This is a genomic window from Natrinema sp. HArc-T2 (assembly GCF_041821085.1).
Classification (GTDB): domain Archaea; phylum Halobacteriota; class Halobacteria; order Halobacteriales; family Natrialbaceae; genus Natrinema.
In genome coordinates, this window is sequence record NZ_JBGUAZ010000002.1 from 503499 (window position 1) to 528756 (window position 25258).

Annotated in this window: 20 protein-coding genes; 12 read left to right on the top strand and 8 right to left on the bottom strand. The window is 64.1% G+C overall.

The features are described 5' to 3' along the window. Positions 1-176: 176 nt before the first annotated feature. Genes ACERI1_RS07025 through ACERI1_RS07035 form a run of 3 tightly spaced genes read left to right on the top strand, consistent with a single transcriptional unit; the run spans position 177 to position 2813 of the window. Positions 177-1271: a CARDB domain-containing protein gene (locus tag ACERI1_RS07025; protein ID WP_373617366.1), complete on the top strand. Its 1095-nt coding sequence runs from the start codon at positions 177-179 to the stop codon at positions 1269-1271. A gap of 39 nt (positions 1272-1310) precedes the next feature. Then, positions 1311-2318, top strand: a complete 1008-nt coding sequence (locus ACERI1_RS07030) for an AAA family ATPase (RefSeq protein WP_373617367.1) — start codon at positions 1311-1313, stop codon at positions 2316-2318. Between the two features lie 57 nt (positions 2319-2375). Next, complete coding sequence (locus ACERI1_RS07035) at positions 2376-2813, top strand: acyl-CoA thioesterase (RefSeq protein ID WP_373617368.1); 438 nt, start codon at positions 2376-2378, stop codon at positions 2811-2813. 9 nt (positions 2814-2822) lie between these two features. Here the strand turns inward: ACERI1_RS07035 and ACERI1_RS07040 are convergent, their stop codons facing one another. After that, positions 2823-3890 carry a methyltransferase domain-containing protein gene (locus ACERI1_RS07040; protein WP_373617369.1) on the bottom strand — a complete coding sequence of 356 codons (1068 nt, stop codon included), beginning with the start codon at positions 3888-3890 and terminating at the stop codon, positions 2823-2825. Between the two features lie 129 nt (positions 3891-4019). On the opposite strand from ACERI1_RS07040, the gene ACERI1_RS07045 reads away from it, so the two are divergent. Both ACERI1_RS07045 and ACERI1_RS07050 read left to right on the top strand, forming a co-directional pair. Beyond that, positions 4020-4580, top strand: a complete 561-nt coding sequence (locus ACERI1_RS07045; protein WP_006671604.1) for a TATA-box-binding protein — start codon at positions 4020-4022, stop codon at positions 4578-4580. A gap of 401 nt (positions 4581-4981) precedes the next feature. Then, on the top strand, positions 4982-5407 hold the full coding sequence (locus ACERI1_RS07050; RefSeq protein ID WP_373617499.1) for a hypothetical protein: 426 nt from the start codon (positions 4982-4984) through the stop codon (positions 5405-5407). A gap of 3 nt (positions 5408-5410) precedes the next feature. Here the strand turns inward: ACERI1_RS07050 and hisG are convergent, their stop codons facing one another. Further along, positions 5411-6271: an ATP phosphoribosyltransferase gene (hisG, locus tag ACERI1_RS07055; RefSeq protein WP_373617370.1), complete on the bottom strand. Its 861-nt coding sequence runs from the start codon at positions 6269-6271 to the stop codon at positions 5411-5413. A gap of 411 nt (positions 6272-6682) precedes the next feature. Next, a complete protein-coding gene (locus ACERI1_RS07060) occupies positions 6683-7057 on the bottom strand; it encodes an SHOCT domain-containing protein (RefSeq protein ID WP_373617371.1) in 375 nt (124 codons plus the stop codon). Positions 7058-7457: 400 nt separating this feature from the next. Here ACERI1_RS07060 and ACERI1_RS07065 point away from each other — a divergent pair, with 400 nt between their 5' ends. Continuing rightward, positions 7458-8855, top strand: a complete 1398-nt coding sequence (locus ACERI1_RS07065; RefSeq protein ID WP_373617373.1) for a permease — start codon at positions 7458-7460, stop codon at positions 8853-8855. 105 nt (positions 8856-8960) lie between these two features. On the opposite strand, the gene ACERI1_RS07070 is transcribed toward ACERI1_RS07065, so the two are convergent. Beyond that, positions 8961-9158 carry a heavy-metal-associated domain-containing protein gene (locus ACERI1_RS07070; RefSeq protein ID WP_373617374.1) on the bottom strand — a complete coding sequence of 66 codons (198 nt, stop codon included), beginning with the start codon at positions 9156-9158 and terminating at the stop codon, positions 8961-8963. 126 nt (positions 9159-9284) lie between these two features. Between ACERI1_RS07070 and ACERI1_RS07075 the strand changes: the two genes are divergently transcribed. Together ACERI1_RS07075 and ACERI1_RS07080 are read left to right on the top strand one after the other, a co-directional pair. Then, positions 9285-9872 (top strand): AsnC family transcriptional regulator, encoded by a 588-nt coding sequence (locus ACERI1_RS07075; RefSeq protein WP_373617375.1) that lies wholly within the window; start codon positions 9285-9287, stop codon positions 9870-9872. Between the two features lie 84 nt (positions 9873-9956). Further along, positions 9957-12560: a heavy metal translocating P-type ATPase gene (locus tag ACERI1_RS07080; protein WP_373617376.1), complete on the top strand. Its 2604-nt coding sequence runs from the start codon at positions 9957-9959 to the stop codon at positions 12558-12560. 108 nt (positions 12561-12668) lie between these two features. On the opposite strand, the gene ACERI1_RS07085 is transcribed toward ACERI1_RS07080, so the two are convergent. Then, positions 12669-13565 carry a DUF4382 domain-containing protein gene (locus ACERI1_RS07085; protein WP_373617377.1) on the bottom strand — a complete coding sequence of 299 codons (897 nt, stop codon included), beginning with the start codon at positions 13563-13565 and terminating at the stop codon, positions 12669-12671. A 95-nt stretch (positions 13566-13660) separates the two neighbouring features. Next, positions 13661-14353: a stage II sporulation protein M gene (locus ACERI1_RS07090; RefSeq protein WP_373617378.1), complete on the bottom strand. Its 693-nt coding sequence runs from the start codon at positions 14351-14353 to the stop codon at positions 13661-13663. A 94-nt stretch (positions 14354-14447) separates the two neighbouring features. On the opposite strand from ACERI1_RS07090, the gene ACERI1_RS07095 reads away from it, so the two are divergent. From ACERI1_RS07095 to ACERI1_RS07105, 3 genes are all read left to right on the top strand, one after another. Next, positions 14448-15746, top strand: coding sequence for an amidohydrolase (locus tag ACERI1_RS07095; protein ID WP_373617379.1), 1299 nt, complete (start codon positions 14448-14450; stop codon positions 15744-15746). A 151-nt stretch (positions 15747-15897) separates the two neighbouring features. Beyond that, the gene (locus tag ACERI1_RS07100) at positions 15898-16884 is read left to right on the top strand and encodes a hypothetical protein (RefSeq protein ID WP_373617380.1); all 987 of its coding nucleotides are present in this window, start codon (positions 15898-15900) and stop codon (positions 16882-16884) included. Between the two features lie 269 nt (positions 16885-17153). Next, positions 17154-18443: an adenosylhomocysteinase gene (locus ACERI1_RS07105; protein ID WP_373617381.1), complete on the top strand. Its 1290-nt coding sequence runs from the start codon at positions 17154-17156 to the stop codon at positions 18441-18443. A 19-nt stretch (positions 18444-18462) separates the two neighbouring features. Here the strand turns inward: ACERI1_RS07105 and ACERI1_RS07110 are convergent, their stop codons facing one another. After that, positions 18463-19245 carry a PAS domain-containing protein gene (locus ACERI1_RS07110; RefSeq protein WP_373617382.1) on the bottom strand — a complete coding sequence of 261 codons (783 nt, stop codon included), beginning with the start codon at positions 19243-19245 and terminating at the stop codon, positions 18463-18465. A 117-nt stretch (positions 19246-19362) separates the two neighbouring features. Continuing rightward, positions 19363-19620 carry a HalOD1 output domain-containing protein gene (locus tag ACERI1_RS07115; RefSeq protein WP_373617383.1) on the bottom strand — a complete coding sequence of 86 codons (258 nt, stop codon included), beginning with the start codon at positions 19618-19620 and terminating at the stop codon, positions 19363-19365. A gap of 272 nt (positions 19621-19892) precedes the next feature. On the opposite strand from ACERI1_RS07115, the gene ACERI1_RS07120 reads away from it, so the two are divergent. Further along, positions 19893-25211 carry a PAS domain S-box protein gene (locus ACERI1_RS07120; protein WP_373617384.1) on the top strand — a complete coding sequence of 1773 codons (5319 nt, stop codon included), beginning with the start codon at positions 19893-19895 and terminating at the stop codon, positions 25209-25211. Positions 25212-25258 lie beyond the last annotated feature (47 nt).

The window sequence follows — 25258 nt, forward strand, 5'->3', positions numbered from 1 at the left end:
GCGCGAGCCGGTGTCGGACACAGATACTATGGTATAGTAACCCAAACCATCTGTCGGCTGTGCCTACCGACTGACGGATCGTTCGAGACGCACCCTTTGAACTGTGTTATCGATTTGCAAACAGTCAGCGCGTTTTACGGTCGTCGAACCCGAAGCCAAATGCGACGGCACCCCCAATGAGCTCGAGAGTGACGTTCGGGACGTTCAAGCGGATCGGCGCGATCCTGATCGCGATCGCGATCGTCATCGCGGCCGGAATCCTCGTCGGGCAGGCACCTGCCATCTTCGGCGTCGAGGAAGAGCCGGACGCGTCGATCACGTTCGACGACCAGCGGGGCAACGGCACCAGTGTCACGATCCAGGAAGTGACCCTCTCTGACGGTGGCTACGTCGTCATCACCGACGGCAGTGACCAACCGCTTGCCGTCTCCGACCGGCTCGAGGCCGGGACACACGAGAACGTGACCATCGAGCGCGAGGACGGCGCGAGCCGTGACCTCGTCGGACAGCTCACCGCGACGGCCCATCAGGATACCTCCGGGCAAGAGGGCTACGCCTACGAGGCCACGGACGGTGAGGAGGATCAACCGTACCTCGCGGACGGGTTCCCGGTCAGCGACACCGCGACGGTGTTAAGCGGCGAAAGCGCGGTCAGCAATTCGTTCGTCGTCGACTCGATCGACGCGCCGTCATCGGCGACCACGAACGAGACGATCTCCGTGAGCGCCCAGATCCGCAACCCGACCGAGTTCCAGGCCCAACAGCCCGTCGAGGTCCGCATCGGCGGGGCCGTCTTCGCCCGTCAGGTGTTCGAACTCGAGTCCGGCGAAGTCCGGAACGTGACCTTCGAGACGGAGACCAACGGCGCACCAGCCGGTAACCAGTCGATCGGCGTCTACACCGAGGACGACGGTGCGCTCAGCCGGATCGACCTCGAGTTCCACACCGAGCCCAGCGTCGCGGTCGACGACGCGAGCAACGAGAGTGTGATCGTCTCCGCGGCGATTCCCGAGGAGGGGTTCGTCGCACTCGACCGAGACGGAACGATCCTCGGTACGAGCGAGCGACTCGACCCCGGCGAGCACGGGAACGTCACCATCGACCTGCCGGCTGACACGTCGATTGACGCGGACGACGAGCTGACGGCCATCCTCTACGCTGGTGATCCGGGCACCGTCGATGCGGCCACCCCGATCGAGTCCGGGGGCGAGCCGGTACAGACGACGTTCACGTTCGGGGCCGTGGCCGGCGACTCCGGTGACGACGAGTAACCGACCGATTCTTACCCGGGCCGGCCCTACCCGCGTTCGATGGACGCGCCGCTGTGGACCGAAACCCACGCCCCGGAGCTGGCCGAGTTGCCACAGGACGACGCTCGCGAGTACCTACAGCGAGCCGTCGCAGAGCCGATCAACCTCCTTCTGCAGGGACCGCCGGGAAGCGGGAAGACGGCTGCAGCGCGCGCACTCGCCCGCAAAGCCCACGAGGACCCGGACAACGACTTCGTCGAAATCAACGTCGCTGACTTCTTCAGCCGGACCAAAACCGAGATCAAGAACGACCCGCGGTTCGAACACTTCCTCGTCGGTCGCTCGTCGCTGTCGAAACGGGACATGATCAACCACGTCCTCAAAGAATCCGCCAGTTACGCGCCTGTCTCGGGCGGGTACACAACGATCCTGCTGGACAACGCCGAAGACGTCCGCGAGGACTTCCAGCAGGCGCTGCGCCGGATCATGGAACAACACCACCGGACGACCCAGTTCATCGTCGCGACGCGCCAGCCGACCAAGCTCATTCCGCCGATCCGCTCGCGGTGTTTCCCCGTCTCTTTCCGCTCGCCGACCAGCGAGGAGCTCGTGACCGTCCTCGAGCGGATCGTCGAGCGCGAGGGGGTCGAGTACGACGCTGACGGCCTCGAGTTCGTCGCCGGGTACGCCGACGGCAACATCCGGCAGGCGATTCTGGCGGCCCAGACGACCGTCGAGGACGAAGGCAAGCTCACGATGAGTGCGGCCTACGAGACCCTCGGCGAGGTCGGACTCGAAGACGAGATCGAGTCGATGCTCGACGACGCCGAGGCCGGCGAGTTCACCGACGCCCGGTCGACGCTCGACGACCTGCTCGTCGACGAGGGGCTGGATGGGACCGAGGTACTTGAGTCGATCCTCGGGGTGGCTCGCACGCGCTATCAGGGACCACAACTGGCACGAGTCCACCGGCTCGCTGCCGACATCGAGTTCGAGCTGCACGAGGGGACCAGCGACCGCATCCACGTCTCGCATCTGCTCGCCGAACTGGGTCGCAACGCCGAATAGACGACTCTCGTGCCGTGATCGAAGCATCTTTCTCCGCGCTGGGGGTGAGCACTCTGTATGCCAACGGTTCATGACACACATATCCAGAACCGCTTTCTCGTGCACCCAAATCATGCGAACAGCAACGGTGTGCTCCACGGCGGCAATCTAATGAAGTGGCTCGACGAGGTCGGCGGGATGGCGGCGATGCGGTTCGCCGGCGAGACCTGCGTCACCGCACAGATCAACAGTCTCGCGTTCGAACGCCCGATCCAGATCGGCGACACGGCACTGGTCGAGGCCTACGTCTACGACGCCGGTCAAACGAGCGTCCACGTCGCGCTTCGGGCCCAGCGTGAAAACCCGCGAACCGGTGAGACCGAAAAGACGACCGAATCCTCGTTTACATTCGTGGCGATCGACGATGACGGCTCGCCAGTTCCAGTGCCCGACCTCAGTGTCGAAACGGACGAGGGCGAGCGCCTCCGCCAGCGCGCCCTCGAGGCTGACTACTAACGCCGATCGCTACTCGAGCACCATCACGGACCGCGTCAGCGAGCGGTGCACGCGGCGCTCGAATGTCGATTTGATATTCCAGCCGGCGGCTCGCGCCTCGCTCGCCCACGAGCGATCGGCGACGACGACTGCCCGAGGGGCCACCCGCCGAGCTTCGGTGAGTGCCCCCGCGACGAGGTCCTCGAGTCGGTGGGTGTCGATTTTCGACTGGCGACCGTAGGGGGCGTCGAAGACGACGCCGTCGACCGTGTCGTCGGCAAGCGGGAGTCGGGTCGCATCGCCACGGCCAACGTGCCACGTGCCACGTTCGCAGCCGGTCGGTGAGGGGTCGTCGCGTGCGAGGAAGTGCTGGAGGTTCGTCCGCGCGCCGTCGGCCATCTTCGCCTGCGCGTCGGTGCCGATCACGTCCGCACCGACGAGACCGGCCTCTACGAGCACGCCCCCGGTGCCACACATCGGGTCCAGGATCGTCGCCCCTGGTCGCGCGCCGGCGATGTTCGCGACGGCGCGTGCGAGCAGCGGATCCATGCTGCCGGGCTGGAAGAAGGGCTTGTCCGTCGGAGCACGGGTCCCGAAGTCACGGACGCTCTCGGCTTCGAGCCAGCCGAGCGCACAGACTGAGCCCGCCTCGCTCGCGAGCTCGTCGCCGTCGCCGTCCTCTCCGCCGTCGGCTTCGGACTCGAGTGGTCCCGCAGCAAAGACGACGCGCAGACAGTGGTCGGGGTCGTCGAGGTCGACCGCAAAGCCACGGTCGACCAGCACCTGACCCAGTTCGCGTTCCGCGCGCTCGGTGCTCACGCCGCTCGAGCCGTGGACGTCGGTCGCACGGACTGCGACCGTTCCTTCTCGTTCGATCGGGGCGGCCTCGAGGACGGCACAGGCGCTCGCGATGTCGGCGTCGCCGCGACCGACGAGGTCGCTGGCACGATGGGTGTAGGCGAGTCCCCGGATGCGCTCGGGGACGATCGCGTCGGCGACGGCGAGGCCGGGTGCGAGTCGGTCGACGCCTGCCGCGGCGCTCGCTACTTCGCGGGCCGCGAAGGCATCGTCCTCGCCGCCTAACTCGAGCAGGTACACGGTCGATGGTGGCCCGCCCGCGCCTATGAGGCTGCCGTTTTCCCGGCTCGATACCGATCATATATACCGGATATATCAGGTGGCGGCACCAACCTTTATAAACCTTAAATACGTCTTTTTAAGCGACTAATGACGGATCCGAAGGACACTATCAACATCGAAAACGTGGTGGCGTCGACCGGTATTGGACAGGAACTCGACCTCCAGAGTGTCGCGATGGACCTCGAGGGGGCCGACTACGACCCCGAGCAGTTCCCCGGCCTCGTCTACCGCACCCAGAACCCCAAGTCCGCCGCGTTGATCTTCCGATCGGGGAAGATCGTCTGTACCGGCGCGAAAAGCACCGACGACGTCCACGAGAGCCTGCGGATCGTCTTCGACAAGCTTCGTGAACTCCAGATTCAGGTCAACGAAGACCCCGAAATCGTCGTTCAGAACATCGTCACCTCGGCCGATCTGGGCCGTAACCTCAACCTGAACGCGATCGCCATCGGGCTCGGCTTGGAGAACATCGAGTACGAACCCGAGCAGTTCCCGGGGCTCGTCTACCGCCTCGACGAACCCGAAGTCGTCGCCTTGCTGTTCGGGTCGGGCAAACTCGTCATCACCGGCGGCAAAAAGCCCGAAGACGCCGAACATGCCGTCGACAAGATCGTCTCCCGGCTCGAGGACCTGGGCCTGCTCGAGTAACGCCGTCCGCGTCTGGTTTCGCTCGAGTCGACGCCACCAGCGTCAGTCCGTTCATACTGCCGGCCAACGCGGGACACACGCCGATCGCACGCGAGCTGTGACGGTCCCGGTCGTTGTCCGACAGTTACAGCGACGTGTCGCCGGTGACCGACGACCGTCGGTCACGCGCCCGTGAACGTCCGCTTTTCTTCCTTCTTGGAGTGACGACGTACCACCGTTCAGGACTGTCTTGGAAGTTTTACTCTACGGTTCGCACCGATCACGCGAATAATAATCACTTTACTCGGATTATCGATCGTTCATTCCGGCCCCAGAGCGGCTGACTGGGCTGAATTGGGACACAGTCATCGAAACGACCGGCTCGGTTTATCCGGTGTCTGGTTGCTGACTCTCACGTGCCAATGACGATCAACTCTGATCGGTCGCCCGCCGTTTCGGATCGGTTTCACCTCGGTAACGACGGCGTGATCGGTCGCTATCCGCTCCCACGCGAGACGATCGACCGTATCGTCGACAGCGACCGTCGGCGTGCGGTGCTTCGTTGCGTGCTCGCAGCCGATGAGCCGGTCTCGGTCCGGCGGTTGGTCGCGACGCTCGCCGACGCCGAATACGATCCGACGGTCGGGACGTCGATCCATCAACTCCGTCAGCGGATCCACGTCTCGCTGTGTCGGACACATCTCCCGCTGCTCGAGGAACACGATACCGTCCGCTACGATCCGGCGCGAAACCTCGTCGCGCCGGCAGCACACGCCTCGGCGTTCGAATTCTTGCTCGAGCCCGACTCCGAGTCACCAGAGCGACCGATCGCTGCCCCGCTTGAGTAGGGCTTACTCGACGAGGCGCTCGATCTCGGTCACCAAAATATCGCTCGCGCCGGCGGCTTTGACCTCCGTAATCGTCTCGAAGACGTCGCTCTCGTCGACGACGGCATGCACTGCGACCGTTTCTTCCTCGTTGTTCTCGTCGGCGATGTCCATGATTGTCGGCCCGCCAAGCCCCGGAATGACCTCACGAACGTCACCGAGTTTGTCCTGTGGCACGTTCATCATCAGGTAGCGCTTGCCCTCGGCGTGTTTGACCGACGAGAGCGCGGTCCTGACCTCCCCGACTTTCGGGTCCTCTACGACGTCGTCACGGCCGAACAGCCGCACTGAACTCGAGAGCACCTCGTCGACGACGGCCAGCCGGTTCATCTTCAGCGTGGTGCCGGTGCTCGTGATGTCGACGATGGCGTCGGCCATCTCGACGTGTGGGGTGAGCTCCGTCGCGCCCGAAACCTCGACGATGTCGGGTTCGATGCCGGTGTCGGCGAAGAAATCGGCGGTGATATTTGGAAATTCGGTGGCGACGATCTTGCCCGCCAGATCGTCGACGGACGTGATGTCCCCGTCTTCGGGCGCTGCGAGAACGAGCCGGCAGCGTCCGAACTCGAGGTCGAGCAACTCCTCGACGTTGTCTACGCGGGCCTCACAGACCTGATCGAAGCCAGTGATGCCGAGGTCGGCCGCGCCGTCGGCGACGTACTCCGGGATGTCGGCCGCACGGGCGAACAGCACAGTGACGTCGGGATCGACCGTGTCGGCGTAGAGTTTCCGGTCGGCTCCGTTCTCGAGATGGAGCCCCGCCCGCTCTAAGAGATCGATCGTCGGCTCGTGCAGGCGGCCCTTGTTGGGAACGGCAATTCGCATATGCCTGCCCTTGGGTGTCGGCGGGGAATTGTCTTTTCATCGGGGCAAACGGTCGGCAACGTCGGTCGCGCGGTCGCCGCTCCAGCCGTGGGTCGGCGTCGTCGATCCGCTGTGTCTTTTATCGACGGCCACCTAGACCACCATATGTTCGGGTCGCGAACCGCGACCGCCGTGGTGGGACTGCTGGTGAGCCTCCTCGTGAGTGCCGTCCTCTGGTGGCGGTTCGATACGGTCGCAGTCTTTCTGTTCGTTCCCTTCGTTCCGTTTCTGTTCGGTAGGTCGAGACGAAAGTCATCGGAACCACCAGTTCGAACGTGTCCCGTTTGTGGGTTCCAGACACGCGATCCGGCGTACGAGTACTGTCCGCGCGACGGGACGGCTCTGGAGACGTCACACGCTGGCGAGTCTCCCTCAGCGTGAGTCGCGCTCGAGCGCTTCCCGGCGCTGTTCGTACTCCTCGTCGCTCATCTCGCCGCGGGCATACGCGAGTCGAAGTTCCTCGAGCGCGCGGTCGCCATCGCCGTCCGTTCCAGTGACCGCTCGATAGAGGAGATAGCCGCCACCGACGATGGCGGCGACGAACAGCAGTTGCATCAGGACGGCGACGAGGGGCATCCAGCCGGGTGCCGTTCCACTACCCCACGTTCCGTGGCCCCACATGCCGCCCATCATCGGGCCGAAGCCCATCATTCCGAACCCCATGAAGACCATCGGCAGTACGACAAGGACGCCGATGGCGATGAGGACGATCGTGACGATTCGTGTATCTGTCGTGTTTGTTGCCATGATGGCTCACCGGCGGCGGATCGTCCCGCCTCCATCTAGGAAGAAGGCCTCCCGACTCAATGCAGTTCTCCCTTCGAATCCAATGTCCGAAAGCGACCGTGTGCCGACGGCGTTCGTTCATCACGATCCAACTGTCCTGATCGAACTGTTAGTCATCGAAACTGGACATTCGAGGGCGTCCGCTACGTGTTCGCGGTTCCGTGGGTCGTCGCGTCCGGTTGACACAGCGGGTCGAGCGAGCGGGAGCTGTCTCGACCCGGCGAGAACTGGAGCGGTCACGGATTCGCGCTGACATTCAAACGCTGAGGCGCCGATCACTTTCGATCCACTCGTTCGAACCGGTAGCGACGCCGCTTTTCGAAGGGCAACCGCAATAGCCGATCCATCCGATAGACTACGTATGGTGGTGCCACCCCTCGAAGGGGTGCTCGAGTCACTCCGGATCGGGCTCGGGTTCCTCTGGACAGCAGCCTGGGCGATCATCATGGGGCTCACGATTACGAGCCTCGTGCAGGTGTACGTCTCGAAGGAGCGAATGGCGCGGATGCTCGGGGATGACGACCTCTCGAGTCTTGCGATGGCGACGGCGTTCGGCGCGGCGAGTAGCGGCTGTAGCTTCGGTGCGGTCGCTATCGGCAAGGGGCTGTTCGCGAAGGGCGCACACGTAGTGAACTTCCTTGCGTTCATGTTCGCCTCGACGAACCTCATCGTCGAACTCGGCCTGATGATCTTGATCCTGCTGGGCTGGGAGTTCCTCGTCGCGGAACTGCTCGGCGGGCTCGTCCTCATCGCGGTCATGGCGCTTATCGTCCGGCTGACGCTCCCGGAAACGCTGTTCGACGACGTTCGCGCGGAACTCACCCGACAGGACCACGATCACAGCGCCATGGTGGACCCGACCTGTGGCATGGAGGGGTCCGACGAACACACGATCGTCACCGACGGCGGTGAGACGCTGCAGTTCTGTTCCGAGGGCTGTCTCGAGACCTATCGGCAGCAGACAGCGGGCAGCGGCACGTGGTACGACGACCTCCGGTCGTGGGGTGGGTGGTACAAACTCGGGAACCAGTACCGCAAGGAGTGGTCGATGATCTGGACGGACGTCGTCGCGGGCTTTCTCATCTCGGGGTTCGTGATCGTGTTCGTCCCACAGTGGGTCTGGAACGCGCTGTTCCTCGAGGGCGATGGGCTTCTGATCACCGCCGAAAACGCGATCATGGGCGTCACGATCGCCGTCATCAGTTTCGTCGGGAGCATGGGTAACGTCCCCTTCGCGGTCGCGCTCTGGGGCGGCGGCATCAGTTTCGCCGGCGTCATCGCGTTCGTCTACGCCGATCTCATCACGATTCCGGTTCTCAATGTCTACCGGAAGTACTACGGCTGGACGGTCATGCTCTACATCCTCGGCGTCTTCTTCGTGACGATGGCCTTCACCGGGTTTCTCATGGAGTTGCTCTTCGACGCGCTCGGAATCGTCCCGAACCTGGCCGGCGGCGAGACGGCGACCGAGCAGACGTACTTCGCGGTCGACTACACCTTCTATCTCAACCTCGTCGCGTTCGCACTGTCTGGCTTCCTCTTGTACATGTATCGTCGCGGGCTCGGTGCTCCCGGCCAGTACCGCGATCCGGTGTGTGGGATGCGTACCGATGACGACGGTCCGAGCGCCACGCACAACGGTGAGACCTACTACTTCTGTTCGAGCACCTGTAAACGCGCGTTCGAGAACGAGCCTGCCGAATTCGCGGACACCCCGCCACGTATTTCCGATGCTGACCAGTCACACGAGCACCACTGATACGGACGGCTGTCAGTCGGTGCCGGCACACCCCGCGATGGCCGTGGGTGCGCGGACCAGTGAAAAACTAGTGCTTCGATCGCCCAACTCGAGGCGGTGTGATGTCTACGCCGACGCGTCGTAGCCGGCCTCGTCGACCGCGCTGACGAGGTCTTGGGTCGCCGCGTCGCCCTCGACGGTCGCCTGCGCTGCGTCCAGGTCGACGTCGACCGACTGCACGCCCTGAACGTTCGCGAGTGCGTCCTCGACGCTCTGTTCGCAGTGTTCACACGACATTCCTTCGACGGTGAGTGTCTGACTCATACGGACGTGTATGGACGCCCGATCTTTGTGCATTACTACTTTCGATCCAAAACAGAGTTCGACCGAAACCTTCGACTCGAAAGTAGCTGTCGCCATGCTCTTTGCTATCGAGAACCAACTGCCAGTATGCGCGACCTCGACGAGACTGACATGGAAATCCTGCGGCTGCTGGCCGAGAACGCGCGCCGCCCGTACAGCGAGATCGCCGAGCAGGTGGGTCTTTCCGGGCCGGCCGTTTCCGACCGGGTCGAACGCCTCGAGGAAGCGGGCGTCATCGACGGCTTCACCGTCGATGTCGACCAGTCACAGCTTCGGGCGGGCGTCCCGGTGTTCATTCGGGCGACCGTTCCGCCGGGTGCCGTCGGTGAGTGCAAGGCAGCGCTCGTCGACGCCGACGCGGTCGAACACGTGTTCGTCACCGCCGACGGCGACTGCTGGTTCTATGCACGCGCCCAGCTCCAGCGGGTTCACGAGTGGCTCGAGGGACTGTTTCCCGTCGACGGCGTTGACTTCGACGTGACGCTGATCGACGACGCGGAATGGACGCCGTCGCTTGACGGAGCGGCGTTTGCGCTCACCTGTGTGGAGTGTGGCAACACCGTTGACAGCGAGGGCGAGTCGACCCGCATCGATGGCGAGGTGTACCACTTCTGTTGTCCGTCCTGTCGAGGCCGGTTCGAACAGCGATACGACCGGCTCGAGGAGGGTGCGTGAGTTACGATTTCAAAGTAACGGAGGCCCAAAACTTTGCGTTCTGACCAGTAAAGAGGGTAAGTCACCACCCCCTAGTGGTTACTAATGAGTACCCGGACCGCACACTTGGATATCCGGGGCATGAGTTGTGCGAACTGTTCGCAGTCTATCAACAGTGCCCTGGAGTCCACAGACGGCGTACACGACGCGAGTATCAACTTCGCCACCGACGAGGGAACCGTCGAGTACGACCCTGAACAGGTGTCGCTCGCCACGGTCTACGAGACGATCGATGACGCCGGCTACCACGCCGATCGCGCGAGTCGGTCGATCGGCATCACGGACATGAGCTGTGCGAACTGCGCCGAGGCCAACGAGACGGCACTCGAGTCCGTCCCCGGCGTCATCGACGTGGAGGTCAACTACGCGACCGACGAGGCCCAGGTCGAGTACAACCCCGTCGACGCCTCGCTCGAGGACCTCTATGCGGCAATCGAGAACGCGGGCTATATGCCCGTCCGCGAGGAGGAAGGCGACGATGGCGACGGGCAGTCGGACCAGGAGCGCCGTGACGCGGCCCGACAGGCCGAAATCCGCAAACAGCTCCGGCTGACGCTCTTCGGTGCGGTGCTGTCGGCCCCGTTCCTGTTCTTCCTCGCGAACAAGTTCCTGCTCGGCGGGGAGTTGCTTCCCGAGACGATCTTCGGCGTGAGCTTCGGCTGGGTCGAGTTCCTGCTCGCGACGCCGGTATACGTGGTGCTCGGCCGCGAGTTCCTCGCGAACTCGTATACGGCGCTCGTCAAAAACCGGACCGCCAACATGGATGTCCTGATCGCACTGGGCTCGTCGACGGCCTACATCTACAGCCTCGTCGTCCTGCTTGACCTCCTCGCGGGGAACCTCTACTTCGATACCGCCGCGATGATCCTCGTGTTCATCACGCTGGGCAACTATCTCGAGGCCCGCTCGAAGGGCCAGGCCGGCGATGCATTGCGGAAACTCCTCGAGATGGAGGCCGAGACGGCCACGCTGGTCGACGACGACGGAACCGAGCGAGAGGTCCCACGCGAGGACGTCGCGGTCGGCGACCGGATGAAAGTCCGACCGGGCGAGAAGATCCCGACCGACGGCGTCGTCGTGGACGGCCAGTCCGCAGTCGACGAATCGATGGTGACCGGCGAGTCCGTCCCCGTCGAGAAGGAGGACGGTGACGAGGTGATCGGCTCGACGATCAACGAGAACGGCGTGCTGGTCGTCGAGGCGACGAAAGTCGGCGAGGACACCGCCCTGCAGGGAATCGTTCAGACGGTCAAGGAGGCCCAGGCGCGCCAGCCGGAGATCCAGAATCTCGCGGATCGCATCTCGGCGTACTTCGTCCCCGCGGTCATCCTCAATGCGACGTTCTGGGGCCTGATCTGGTTCCTCTTCCCCGAAGCGCTGGCCGGCTTCGTCGGCGCGCTCCCGCTGTGGGGGCTGGTCGGCGGCGGCCCGGCCGCGCTCTCGACGTTCGAGTTCGCGATCGTCGTCTTCGCCTCCGCCGTGTTGATCGCCTGTCCCTGCGCGCTCGGGCTGGCGACGCCCGCCGCGACGATGGTCGGCTCCACGCTGGGCGCACAGAACGGCGTCCTGTTCAAGGGCGGTGACGTCTTGGAGCGCGCGAAAGACGTCGACACCGTCGTCTTCGACAAGACTGGGACGTTGACGACCGGCGAGATGACCTTGACCGACGTGGTCGCTCTCGAGGGCGAGTCGGCTGTGGCGGACGGCGGCGAGACAGCGACCGACGGTGGCACGCTGACTGCCCGCCGGTCTCTCGAGGACGCCGAGGTGCTCCGCCTCGCGGCCAGCGCCGAGCGCGATAGCGAACACCCGCTCGCACAGGCGATCGTCGAGGGTGCCGAGGAACGCGGCCTCGAGCCGGTCTCCCCCGACGAGTTCGAAAACGTCCCTGGACAGGGCGTCCGGGCGACCGTCGAGGGCCGCGAGGTGCTGGTCGGCAACCGGCGGCTGCTCGAGGGAGAAGGCGTCGACCCCGCGCCTGCAGCCGACGAGATGGAACGGCTCGAGCGCGAGGGTAAGACCGCGATGTTGGTCGCGGTCGACGGCGCGGTCGCGGGCGTGGTCGCGGACGCCGACACGGTCAAGGAAAGTTCGGCTGACGCGGTCGCAGCCCTGCAGGAGCGCGACCTCGACGTCATGCTGATCACCGGCGACAACGAGCGAACGGCACGGGCTGTCGCCGAGCAGGTCGGGATCGATCCTGAGAACGTCCGTGCAGGGGTCCTCCCCGAAGACAAGGCCGACGCGGTTGAGGACATTCAGTCCGGCGATCGGAAGGCGATGATGGTCGGCGACGGCGTCAACGACGCGCCCGCGCTCGCTGTCGCGTACGTTGGCACTGCCATTGGCTCGGGGACGGACGTGGCCATCGAGGCAGCGGACGTGACGCTGATGCGTGACGACCCGCTTGACGTGGTGAAGGCGATCCGGATCTCGCAGGCCACGCTGGACAAGATCAAACAGAACCTCGTCTGGGCGCTTGGCTACAACACCGCGATGATCCCGCTTGCCTCGCTGGGCCTGCTCCAGCCGGTGCTCGCAGCCGGTGCGATGGCGCTGTCGTCGGTGTCGGTCCTCTCGAACAGCCTGCTGTTCCGCCGGTACACGCCCGACCACGACTACCGGCTATTCGGACGGCTCCGGCGCTGATCGATTCGAGCCGACGGCTTCCGAGCTGTCGACCCGGTCGCAAAAATACTATTGATCCGGACGGCAGCGGGCGACTCGTCGCCCGCTCCGAGAAGCGCGTTTGCTTCGTCAGTCTTTCTGCGGCGGTTCGTCACCTGCTTGCTGTCCGGGTTCGTCTTCCCGCTCCGCTTCGCTCTCGTCTTTCTGCTCGTCTTCGTTTTTCCTCTCGTCCTCGCCTTTCTTCTCGTCGACGTCCTGGATTTCGACCTCGTCGCCGGTGCCGCTCTGGCTGATCACCGGTTTGAGGATGTACTTCCCGCTTTTCCCGGCTTTGTGTGGCGCGATGTCATAGACGAAGTCGACCGACTTGTTGTTCCCGACGGTAAACGCCGTGTGTAACTGGAGTTTGTTACTCGGCAGTTTCACGCGCGTCTTCGTCCCGTCGGTCAGGACGCCCTCGGTGTCGCTGACGTGGATGAAGACCGTCTCGTACTCGCCGGCGGGCAACTCGAACTCGTCGACCATGGACGCGTTCGCGCCTTTCAACTCGGTGAGGTCGACCGTCGTTTCGTTGACGTCGTACTCGATCCAGCGCTCCTCGGACGCATCGTCTCCGTCGCCATCCGTCTCGCCGCCGGTCTCGTCCGCTTTCGGCTCGTCAGTGTCCGTTTCGTTGTCCGACTCGGTGTCGGCTGTTGGTTCGCCTTCATCGTCAGACTCGTTTCCGCTCTCATCGGACTCGGTTGTCTCACCATCCGTTTCGTTCGTCGCGTTGGCGGTCACGTTACCGGTCTTCTTGAACCCGACTTTCGTGATCGTCACGTTGAGGTGCTCGAAGTCGTCGATCACGTTCGGTTCGTCGCTAATATAAAACGAAGCCGTCCCGGTTCCACCGTCGCTCGAGTCCGCCAGTGACGAATCATCAGTCGGCGCGTCAGTTCCTGGGTTGCCGCCCATCCCACCGGCACAGCCGGCGATGGCGACGAGGGCTGCCACCAATACGAGTTGGATTGCGCGTCTGTTCATATTCGGGCACAGTCACCTGATCGAGAAAAAGGGGGACGACGATTCGATCCGTTCACGATCGTTCAATAGCTTATAAACCGGATAAACGGCCCCGATTACGGGGACGCTCCCATGGCCTCGAGCCGGTCGGCAAACAGCGCCTCGAGCAGCGCGGGCGTGACGAACGCCTCGACGACGGCGGCGACGACCAGCAGGAGCCAGCCCGCGAGGACGAGTAGGCCGGTTCGGTAGAGATAGCGTTTCGTGACGATCGCATCGCGCGTGCCACGAAGTCGCTGACCGACCCGGTAGAGCAGCCGAAAGCCGACGCCGGCGGCGATAAAGAGCGCGGGCAGTTCGAAGATCCCGTGGGGGAGCAGGCCGACGAGGATGTAGCCGATGCCGACGCTGCTGGCGATGAACGCGCCGACGTTCCCGACGATGATCCCGTTGAACAGCATCGACCAGGCCGTCAGGAGCCCGAGCGTCAGCACGCCGAGGATTGACAGCAGGAACGCTCGGCTGTTGTTGACGAGCAAGAACTGTGCCAACTCGAGCCGGCTTCGGTCGCTGATATCGGGGAACAGCGGCTCGCCGACCACCTCTTGGATGATCTCGAGCAAGTTGTAGCCGGCGACCATCAGCGCGATCCCGATGACGATGCCGACCGCGAACAGGCCGGCAGCGAAGCCGACGTACCGGCTGTGTTCGTCCCACGCGTCGGCGAGCGCGGCACGCGGTGGATACCCGTTCGTGGTTGAATCACCACTCTTGGTGGGATCGCGCCCGCGCTGGGTCCGATTGTCCATACGTTCATGTTGTCAAACTGACCCATAAACCCCGCGGCTCGGCTCCTCGCGGTCCATCGACAGGCTAAGGCCGCCCGAGGAGAATCTCGAGTCAATGACGACACTTGCGATCACTGACGGGCAAATCCTCCGGCCCGATCTGACGGTGACTGCCGCAGACGTACTGATCGATCAGGACGCCGGCGACATCATCGAACTCGGCTCCGACCTCGAGGCCGACGCCGACGAAACGCTCGACGCCGCCGGGTCGCTCGTGACGCCGGGGTTCGTCAACGGCCATTGCCACATCGCGATGACGCTCCTGCGGGGATACGCCGACGACAAACCGCTCGACGCGTGGCTCCAGGAGGACATCTGGCCCGCCGAAGGTGAGCTGACGCCTGAGGACGTCCGCGTCGGAACCGAACTGGGGCTGCTCGAGCTGATTAAATCAGGCACCACGGCCTTCGCGGACATGTACTTCCACGTCCCCGAGATCGCCGCTGTGGTCGAGGAGGCGGGGCTTCGTGCCCGCCTGGGTCATGGAATCGTCACCATCGGCAAGGACGGCGATGTCGCCCGTGAGGATGCCCGGACGAGCCTCGAGATCGCCCGCGAGTACGACGGCGCGGCAGACGGTCGGATCTCGACGGCGTTTATGCCCCACTCGCTGACGACCGTCGGAAGCGAGTATCTCGAGGAGTTCGTCCCCGAAGCCCGCGAGGCGGGCGTGCCGATCCACTATCACGCGAACGAAACCGAAGACGAGGTCGCACCGATCGTCGAGGAACACGGACAGCGGCCACTCGCATATGCAGCTGAACGGGGGATGCTCGAGTCCGAGGACTTCGTCGCCCACGGCGTCCACGTCGACGAATCCGAGATCGAGTTGCTCGCGGAGGCTGGCACCGGCGTGATCCACTGTCCCGCGTCGAACATGAAACTCGCCAGTGGCATGGCACCCGTCGAGCGGATGCGCGAGGCGGGCGTCACCGTCGGCCTCGGCACCGACGGCGCGGCCTCGAACAACGACCTCTCGATGCTGGATGAGGCCCGCGACGCGGCCATGCTTGGCAAACTCGCCGCCGACGACGCCAGCGCGGTCCCCGCCGAGGCTGCCGTCGAGATGCTTACGGCTGGCAGCGCCGACGCGATCGGCGTCGAGGCCGGTCGACTCGAGGAAGGCGCGCCCGCCGATTTCGCGGTGATCGGCCTCGAGCAACCACATCTCACCCCGCCACACGACCTCGTCAGTCACCTCGCGTATGCAGCCGCGGCGTCTGACGTCCGTCACACGGTCTGTGACGGGCAGGTGCTCATGCGCGACCGCGAGGTGCTGACGCTTGACGAAGCGGCGGTTCGCGAGCGAGCGCTCGAGGCAGCCGAGGCGCTGGCCGCTCGCGCCGGCCAGTGAGCCACCTTCCGTTCGGGCGTGTGAACGAAAACTGAACTCTCAGATTTCGTTATAAACGTTTAAAACGGCTCTCGTACTGTTTTGCTCGAGCCGAAAACACCGAGAACTGCCGGGTGGGTTTATTCACGGATGACTGAATGTCTCGAGTGAGATGAAACGAAACCGATTGTTCGTGGTGGCGTTGGCTGCCGCGATGATCCTGTCTGTGGCCGCCCCGCTGGGAACAGTGTCGGCGGCGGCAGCCAGTAACGATGATATAGACGAAGTGAACGTCGATGTCGACGCCGACGACACCGTCGTGATGGTCACGTCGAACGAGAGTCCAGTCGAAAACGCGACAGTTACCGTGACGCCGGTCGATGAGAACGCGACCTACGAGGGCGCAGACGAGAACTACACGACCGACGCCGATGGCACGGTTGTGCTTCCCGAACCCACAGAAACGGTCAACGTGACGGTCGCCGCGTCGTACGAGAACGTCTCCGGCGAGCTGCTCACCGCTGAGACGGAGACGACGCTCTACTCCGGCCTCTTTGTCGCCGTCGAGCAGGACAACGACGACGTCACCGTGACCGTCACGGACAACGAGACCGCGGTCGCAAACGCGACGGTCAACGTCTCGCCTGTCGACGAGAACGTGTCCTACACTGACGAGGGCACATACACGACGGACGAGAACGGCACGGTGAGCCTGTCCGCGCCGTTCGAGAACGATAGCGTCGAGGTCGTCATCACCGCGACGACCGACAGCAAATCCGCCGAGACGACGGCGACGCTCGAGCCTGCCGAATACGACACCTTCGGCTCGCTGGTCTCTTCCTTCGTCGAGGAAGAGAAGGAGAACGAATCCGACACGCCGCTCGGGCTGCGAGTTGCCGGCTTCGTCGTCGAAAACAACCCAGGTAACGCGCCGGCCCACGCCGGACCGCCGAGCCACGCTGGCCCGCCGACTGATGACGACCTCGAGGACGACGACAGCGAGGACGTCGAGGAAGACGATGACGACGAACGAGGGCCACCAGAACACGCTGGCCCGCCGACTGATAGCGACGACGAAGACGAGAGCGACGACAGCGAGGACGTCGAGGAAGACGATGACGACGAACGAGGCCCACCCAGTCACGCCGGTCCGAACTAATACCGCTCTCGACCTGCGTTCGAGGGGCTGACGCTGACACGCGGTCCGTCAGCCATCGCCGGTATTGAACCACGATCGCGGCGCTCGCCACCTGACTGTGGCCGCTCCGATCGATCAGGCACGTAGTAATCGCGGCTCACCCACCGTTTTCGCCGTTCATTTCGACTCCGCTAGAGATACGTCTCTCCTGTCACGTTCGAACCGCCGTCAGAAATCGGTCGCCGGAGCGGTTCGGTAGCGTTTTTGCTCCGCTCCCACTCAATCGACCCATGACCGACACCGAGTATCCCCCGATCAGCGAGCAACTGGACGATCTCGAGTCCGCTCGCGCGGAGGGACGCCGGAAGATGGACTGGGCAGCCCAGCACATGCCGATTCTCGAGCACGTCCGCGAAGAGTTCGTCGCCGACCAGCCTTTCGAGGGCGAGCGCATCGCGATGGCGATGCACGTCGAGGCCAAGACGGCGATCCTCGTCGAAACGCTCGCAGAGGGTGGCGCGGAGGTCGCCGTCACGGGCTGTAATCCGCTGTCGACCCACGACGACGTCTCGGCGGCGCTGGATACCCACGAGAACATCACCAGCTACGCCAAACGCGGCGTCGATGACGACGAATACTACGACGCCATCGAGGCCGTCATCGCCCACGAGCCGACGATCACCGTCGACGACGGGATGGACCTCGTCGCCGCGATCCACGAGGACTACCCCGAACTGATCGACAGCATCATCGGCGGGGCAGAGGAGACGACGACCGGTGTCCACCGCCTGCGCGCGATGGACGACGACGGCGCGCTCGACTATCCCGTATTTGCTGTGAACGACACGCCGATGAAGCGGCTGTTCGACAACGTCCACGGCACTGGCGAGTCCTCGCTGGCCTCCATCGCCATGACGACCAACCTCTCGTGGGCCGGCAAGAACGTCGTCGTCGCCGGCTACGGCTACTGTGGCAAGGGCGTCGCGAAGAAGGCATCGGGCCAGAACGCGAACGTCATCGTCACCGAAGTCGAGCCACGTCGCGCACTCGAGGCCCATATGGAGGGCTACGACGTGATGCCGATGGACGAGGCCGCCGAAGTCGGCGACGTCTTCCTGACGACGACGGGCAACCGCGACGTCATCGTCGAGGAACACTTCGAGAAGATGCAGGATGGCGTCCTGCTGGCCAACGCCGGCCACTTCGACATCGAGATCGACCTCGAGGCACTCGACGACCTCGCCGTGGATCGCTACGAGGCTCGCGACGGCGTCGAGGCCTACGAACTCGATGACGGTCGCCGGCTGAACGTCATCGCCGAGGGACGGCTCGTCAACCTCGCTGCGCCCGTCTCGCTTGGCCACCCCGTCGAGGTCATGGACCAGTCCTTCGGGATTCAGGCCGTCTGTGTCCGCGAACTACTCGAGAACGGCGACGCCTACGACGCCGGCGTCCACGACGTGCCCGACGACCTCGACAAGGAAATCGCCGAGATCAAACTCGCAGCCGAAGGCGTCGACTTCGACTCGCTGACGGATACCCAGCGCGACTATATGGGCAGCTGGGATCACGGAACGTAGGATCGGACGGCGCTAGTCGTCAGTCGTCGTGTTCAGGACCGCTCGCGTCGGCCTCGCTGACGACGAACACCAGACTGCCGTCTTCGAGACCACCCAGCCGAACCCGGACCGGAACCGTCGCCCCTGTCCGTCGTCGGGCGGTGCAGGTGCCGGTCCATCGCCATCCTTCTGCGACGGTCGGCAACGCCGCTGACTCGAGGTAGGAAACGGCGTCGGCAGTAAACAGTTCCCGCCACGGGGTGCCGGTGAGATCGTCGCCGTCGGCACCGAACTGCAGCCGAAAGGACCGGCTCGCAAACTGGATCGATTCGGCGGGATCGACGATCGCGATCGCGTCGCCGGCGAGTTCGACGCTCGCGAGCGACCGCCGCGAGAGGTGGGTCAGTCGATGGCGCTCGAGGAGATCGATGATGCGGGCGGCGAGTCGCGTGCGCGGCCCGTTCCGGTCGATCACGGCGGTCCACTCGTACGCCCGGATCGCGCGCATGAGAGTGGGCGTTACCTCATCAGCGAGGACGACGATCGGGAGTTCCGGTGTGTCTGTCCTGACTGTCTCGAGCCACCCGACGTGCTCGTCGCTGTCGCCGTCTGCCACCGCTGTCGGAACGACGAGACAGTCGATCTCGTCGAAACTGGTCCGTGCGACCGCGAGCGTAGGAGCCGTCTCGACGACCACGGACTCGTCGTCGAACGCGCGTTCGATGTGGGTGCAGTCGCGTTCCTGATCGACGACGAGGACGGTGCACTGTGTCCGTTGCCTTTGAACGGATGGCTCGATCTCCGCTGCTGGTGGGACTAACATTCAGCTCGCCTCCGGTTGCCGGTTGCGTGTGGTGTCTGCGAGACCGGAGTGAGACTGTTTCCAGCGGTCATCTCCTGCCGGCCTCGACGTGGTGGGGCGGTCGACTCGACTCGCCGCTTATCGGCTGCCATGGACGGCTCCATCGACCATGACGGTGCCGTCGCCTCGAACCTCGACGTGCGAGTCGCCGTACTCGAACGTGACGCGGATCTCGTCGCTCGAGTCGGGTCGAAATAGCCGATCGAGCGCCTCGGGATCGACGGTATTGTACAGTGGCTCGAGTTCGTTCGGGGCGGTGTTAGTCGCGTCCGCGAGGGCTTCGACGACGCGCAGACTGATCGAATCGCTGTGATAATCGAGTGTGGCTCCAGACATCTTGGCTGGACTAATACGACCTGTCGGTATTGGCTTGGCCGTTATACACGTAACTCTACCAGTGGCTGACCACTACGTGTATAGTGTCTCGACCGTCCCGTCGTGAACCCGTGACTTCCCCTCACTTAGTGGTCGATAGCTGTCGTACACGTCCCAACTCCGTCGATACGACTGTCTAACTAGTTTGTACTCGAGCAGCACTTCAATAGTAATTTGACTATCGAGGTGAAATAAACCGCTCATATCATTGCCAGTCATTCCATAGGCGTACTATGGACGGGATCGCGGTTCAGAGTGAACTGCTCGCAGATGACTCGAGGTGGTCGCGTGCGGTTCTGTTTGGCGTGATCGGCGTTGCAGTCTTGATCGCCGCTGGCGTCTTGGTCTCCGACGTCGTACCCCGAGGAGTTGGCACGCAGACGGGACCCGGACTGCTCGTCGTGGGCCTTGCCGCACGGAGCGGCTCCGATCGGACGAACGACATCGAGCGGCTCACCGACGCGCTCCAGGAGTTTACCTCGCGCCTCGAGGACGAGTCTCCACTGCCCACGTCTGAACCGCCGGCACAACTGTCTCCCGTCGACGAGTCGATCGATGTCACAGTCGATCGCGAGGACGAACTCGGAACGCTCTCCGAGACCGTCACCGACCTGACGGCGGTGGTGTGTGATCGCGAACGGCGACGCGCCGAGAGCGAACGATATCGTCAGGAACTGTACCGGATCACGTCCGATCCGAACACGGATGACGAGACGACGATCCGTCACCTGCTCGAGTTGGGCTGTGATCGGCTCGGCCTCGAGACCGGATTCGTCTCCCGATTCGACGAGTCGACCGAACGACACGAGATCGAGGCGGCCGTCGGATACGAGGCCGACCTCGAGGGAACGGTCCTGGAACTTTCCGAGCCCTGTGACGACCTGCTCGAGTCGACCGATGGACAGGGACCAGCCGACGCTGCTGTCGTCGAGTGGGGCGACCATCCGATCGCCGACGAACTCGGCGTCAACTGCCATCTCGGTGGGCAGATCGTCGTCGAAGGCGACTACTGCGGAACGATCTGTTTTCTGGACCGCGAATCCCGGGATCGATCGTTTACCCCCGCCGAAACGTCGTTCGTGGACCTGATCGCTCGATGGATCGGTCAGACGTTCGAACGCCGCAGCTACGTCCAGCGACTTCGGGAACGGGAACGCCGTCTCGAGCGAGCACAGGCGTTTACCAACGACATGCTGGACGCGGTCGACGACGTCGTCTATCTGCTCGACGAGGACGGCGCGGTACGGCAGTGGAACGAGAGTTTGGGCGAGACGACGGGGTATGCCGACGCCGAGATCGAGTCGATGCACGCGTTCGATTTCTTCGACGAGGAGGCACACGATCGGATCGCGAACTCGATGGCTGAGGCGCTCGAGACTGGTTCGACGCGTCTCGATGCCCCGATCGGAACCAGTGACGGCGAGCGGATCCCCTACGAATTCGTCGCGTCGGCGCTCGAGGATCCAGTGGGCGAGCAGGTCATTGCTGGCGTCGGTCGCGATGTCAGCGGGCGCCGAGAGAAACAGCGACGACTCGAGCGATACGAACAGTTCACGAACGACGTGATCGATGCGTTAGACGACGTGTTTTACGTCCTCGACGAGGACGGGGAGCTCAAGCGCTGGAACGAGACGCTAGTCGAGGTGTCGGGGTATTCGGATGCCGAGATCGACGAGATGCACGCCCTCGATTTCTTCGACGAGGACGATCAGGCGGCGATCCGTGAGTCGATCACCGAGGCCTTCGAGACGGGTGAGACGTGCGTCGAAGCGGCGCTGCAGACGAACTCGGGCGAGCGGATTCCCTACGAGTTCATCGCGTCGGTCCTCGACGATCCTGACGGCAACCCAGTCGAGGTCGGTATCGGGCGGGACATCTCCGAGCGCAAAGCAAAAGAGCGCCGGCTTCGCGAACGCGAGGCTCACCTCGAGCGGACGACGCATCTGCTCGAGCAAGCCCAGCGGCTGGCGAACGTGGGCGCCTGGGAACTCGACCTGACCGATGATCCGCCGGACCTTCGTTGGACTGACGAGGTGTTCCGGACTTTCGGGCGCTCACCCGAGCAGGGAGTCGATCTCGAGTGGGTTCTCGAGCACCTGCCACCGACCGATCGGTCACGGCTCAACGAGGTCCTCGACCGTGCGATGACAGACGGCGAAGCCTACGACATCGAAAACCGGATCATCACGGCCGACGGTGAGCGCCGCTGGATCCGAAGTATCGGTGAGCCGGTTCGTGACGACGGTGAGATCGTGGCCATCCGCGGTGCAGCACAGGATATCACCGCGCGCAAGGAACACGAACGCGAACTCGAGCGCGCCGAGACGATCATTCAGGCGCTCGACGAGGTGGTGTATACGATCGACGCGGACGGGAACTTCCAGTTCGTCAACGACGCGCTGACACAGATCACCGGCTACGATCCTGCCGATCTGATCGGCGAGCACGTCTCGACGGTGATGGCCGACGAGGACATCGAGACGGCACAGGATCGCATTCGGGAACTGCTCAGCGAAAACGAGCCGTCAGAGACGTTCGAGATGGTCCTCGAGACCGTCGACGGCGAGGTGATCGACGTCGAAAACCACATGGCGTTGTTGCCGATGGCCGACGGCGAGTTCACCGGTACCGCAGGCGTTATTCGTGACATCACCGAGCGCAAAGAGCGCGAGCGCCGACTGGAAACGACGACCGCCCGGCTCGAGGCGCTGTTCGAGAACTCCCCCGACATGATCAACGTGCTCGACACCGAGGGGACGATCGTCGACGCCAATCGCCGGCTTGCGGACGCGCTCGGCTACACCGAAGACGACCTGGTCGGCACGAAGATCTGGGAATACGACGCGCTCGTCGACGAGACCGAGGCGCTCTCCTTGCTCGAGGGGCTCTCGGTCGGCGACCGCCGAAAGTTCGAGGGCCAGTATCACTGTCACGACGGCTCGACGTTCCCCGTCGAGGTCCACCTCATCTGTCTCGACCTCGAGAACCAAAACCGGTATCTGGCGATCAGTCGCGACATCACTGAACGCAAAGAGCGCGAGCGGGACCTCCGCGAGACGAAACGCCGGCTCGAGCTCACACTCGAGGGGACGAACACGGCGGTCTGGGAGTGGGATCTGGACACTGACGAGGTCATCTGGAACGAGACCTACGAGCGACTGATCGGGCTCGAACCGGGGGCGTTCGGGGGCACCTTTGACGCCTTCACACAGCGCGTCCATCCGGACGAGGTCGACCGTGTCGTGCGGGAAGTCCGTGAGGCCATCGACAACGACGAACTGTTCCAGACGGAGTTTCGGCTCCAACACGAGGACGGCGGCTGGATCTGGGTCGGCGCCCGCGGGCGGGTCGTCGACGACGAAGCGGGCCCGCGAATGGTCGGGATCAACAACGACATCACCGAGCGCAAACGACACGAAAACGAACTCGAGCGGACGACGGAGTTGCTCGAACAGGCCGAGCGACTCGCCAGTATCGGCGGTTGGGAACTCGATGTCAGTGACGACCAACCGGACGTGGTCTTGACGGACGGGCTGCGTCGGCTGTACGAACTGCCATCGGACGCAGACGTCGGCCCCGAGCGCGCGGCCTCGTTTCCACACCCAGCGGATCAAGCGACCGTCCACGAGGCCGTCGACGCGGCACTCGAGGCCGGCGAGAGCTACGATATCGAACACCGCGCCCGGACGGCTAACGGGAACGAACGGTGGGTCCGCTCTATCGGCGAGCCCGTCTGGAAGGGAAAGCGATCCGGCTCCGACGGCAGCCACCGAGCCGACGACATCGTTGGCGTCCGGGGGACGATCCAGGACATCACCGAGCAAAAGGAACACGAGTTCGCCCTCGAATCGCTCCATGGCGCTGCACGTGACCTCCTCGGCACCGACAGCGAGCACGAGGTCGCGGAGCTCGTCGTCGAGACAGCCGCCGACGTCCTCGAGACCGCGGGCGTCGCGGTGTATCACCTCGATCCCGACGTCAACCGGTTCGAGCCGATCGCCCACACCGACGAGTTCGCACGCCTCTGTGACGACACCGCGTCGGTCGCCGTCGGCGACACCGACGCTGCCCTCTGGAACGTCTACGTTACGGGGACGGGGATGGTCGTCGACGATCCTGCGTCGTTCGACCAGTCGCGGATCTTCGGACCCGGTGTCGAAAGCGGCGTCATCGTTCCGATCGGCGACCACGGCGTCTTCGCGGTCGCGTCGGATGGTGAGCCGATCGACGCCGACGCCCGGCGGCTGATCGAGACGCTCGTCGCGACGACTGAAGCCGCGTTCGACCGCCTCGAGAGCGAGGCCAGCCTTCGCGAGCGAGAACTGGAACTCGAGGAACGCAACCGCCGGCTCAACCGCCAAATCTCGATCACCGAACTCATCAGACGGATCGACCAGTCGCTGATCGGTGCCGAGAGCCGTGCGGACATCGAACAGACCGTCCCCGAACGGTTGGTCGAGGCCGACGACATCGCGTTCGCGTGGATCGGCCAACTCGACGCCAGTGGCACACGACTCGAGCCCTGCGCCTGGGCTGGCTCTGGCCAGGAGTACTTAGACGACATGCAACTCGCATACGACGCGTCAGTCGAACCGGCCGTCCGAACCGCCCGGAGCGAGACGCCGACGGTCGTCTCGAACGTCGTCGACGGACTCCAGAGCGAGGACTGGCGGCGACCGGCCCTCGATCGGGGCTTCCAGTCAGTCATCAGCGTCCCGCTGTCGCACGCGGAGTACTCGTATGGCGTCCTCACGCTGTATGCGGACGAACCGGATGCCTTCGCCGACCTCGAGCAGACCGTCGTGACGGAACTCGGCGACGGGATCGCAAACGCGATCAACGCCGTCAAAACACGTGAGGCGTTGCACGCCGAACGGACACTCGAGCTGACGCTCCGGCTCGAGGGGGCGGACGATCTCCTCTCGCGAATCGCAGCGAAGACCGGTGCCAGCGTCGACTATGCGGGACTGGGAACGCATTCGGGCGACGAGACGCTGCTGTTTTTCGAGACCAGTGGCGTCTCGCCCGACGAGATCCACGCGGCACTCGAGGACCTCGTCTCGGTGACCGACTCCCGGCTCATCAGTCGGACCGAAACCGACTGCCGGTTCGAGGCGACCGTCGCCGGTGAGGTCATCGCCTCGCGGCTGGTCCGCCACGGCGGCAGTCCACGCTCGATGCACGCCGATGCCACGGGGACCGAAGTCATCGTCGACGTCCCGACGGGGACCGACGTCCGCGAGTTCGTCGAGATGCTCCGCGAGGGGTATCCGACCGTCGAACTGCAGGCCCGCCACCACGTCGAGCGATCGATGCGCACGCGACACGAACACGTCTCGTCGCTGCTCGATGCACTGACCGACCGCCAGCTCGAGGTGCTCCGGACGGCCTACTTCGCCGGCTTCTTCGAGTGGCCCCGCGAGAGCACCGGCGAGGAGATCGCCGAGTTGCTCGAGGTGACACAGCCGACGGTCAACCGTCACCTGCGGATCGGTCAGCAACGGCTGTTGACACAGCTGTTCGAGGAGGGCGGGCCGGTCCTCGCGGACTGATCGGTCACGACGCCGGCACTGACTGACAGGAATCCGTATGAGAGGTG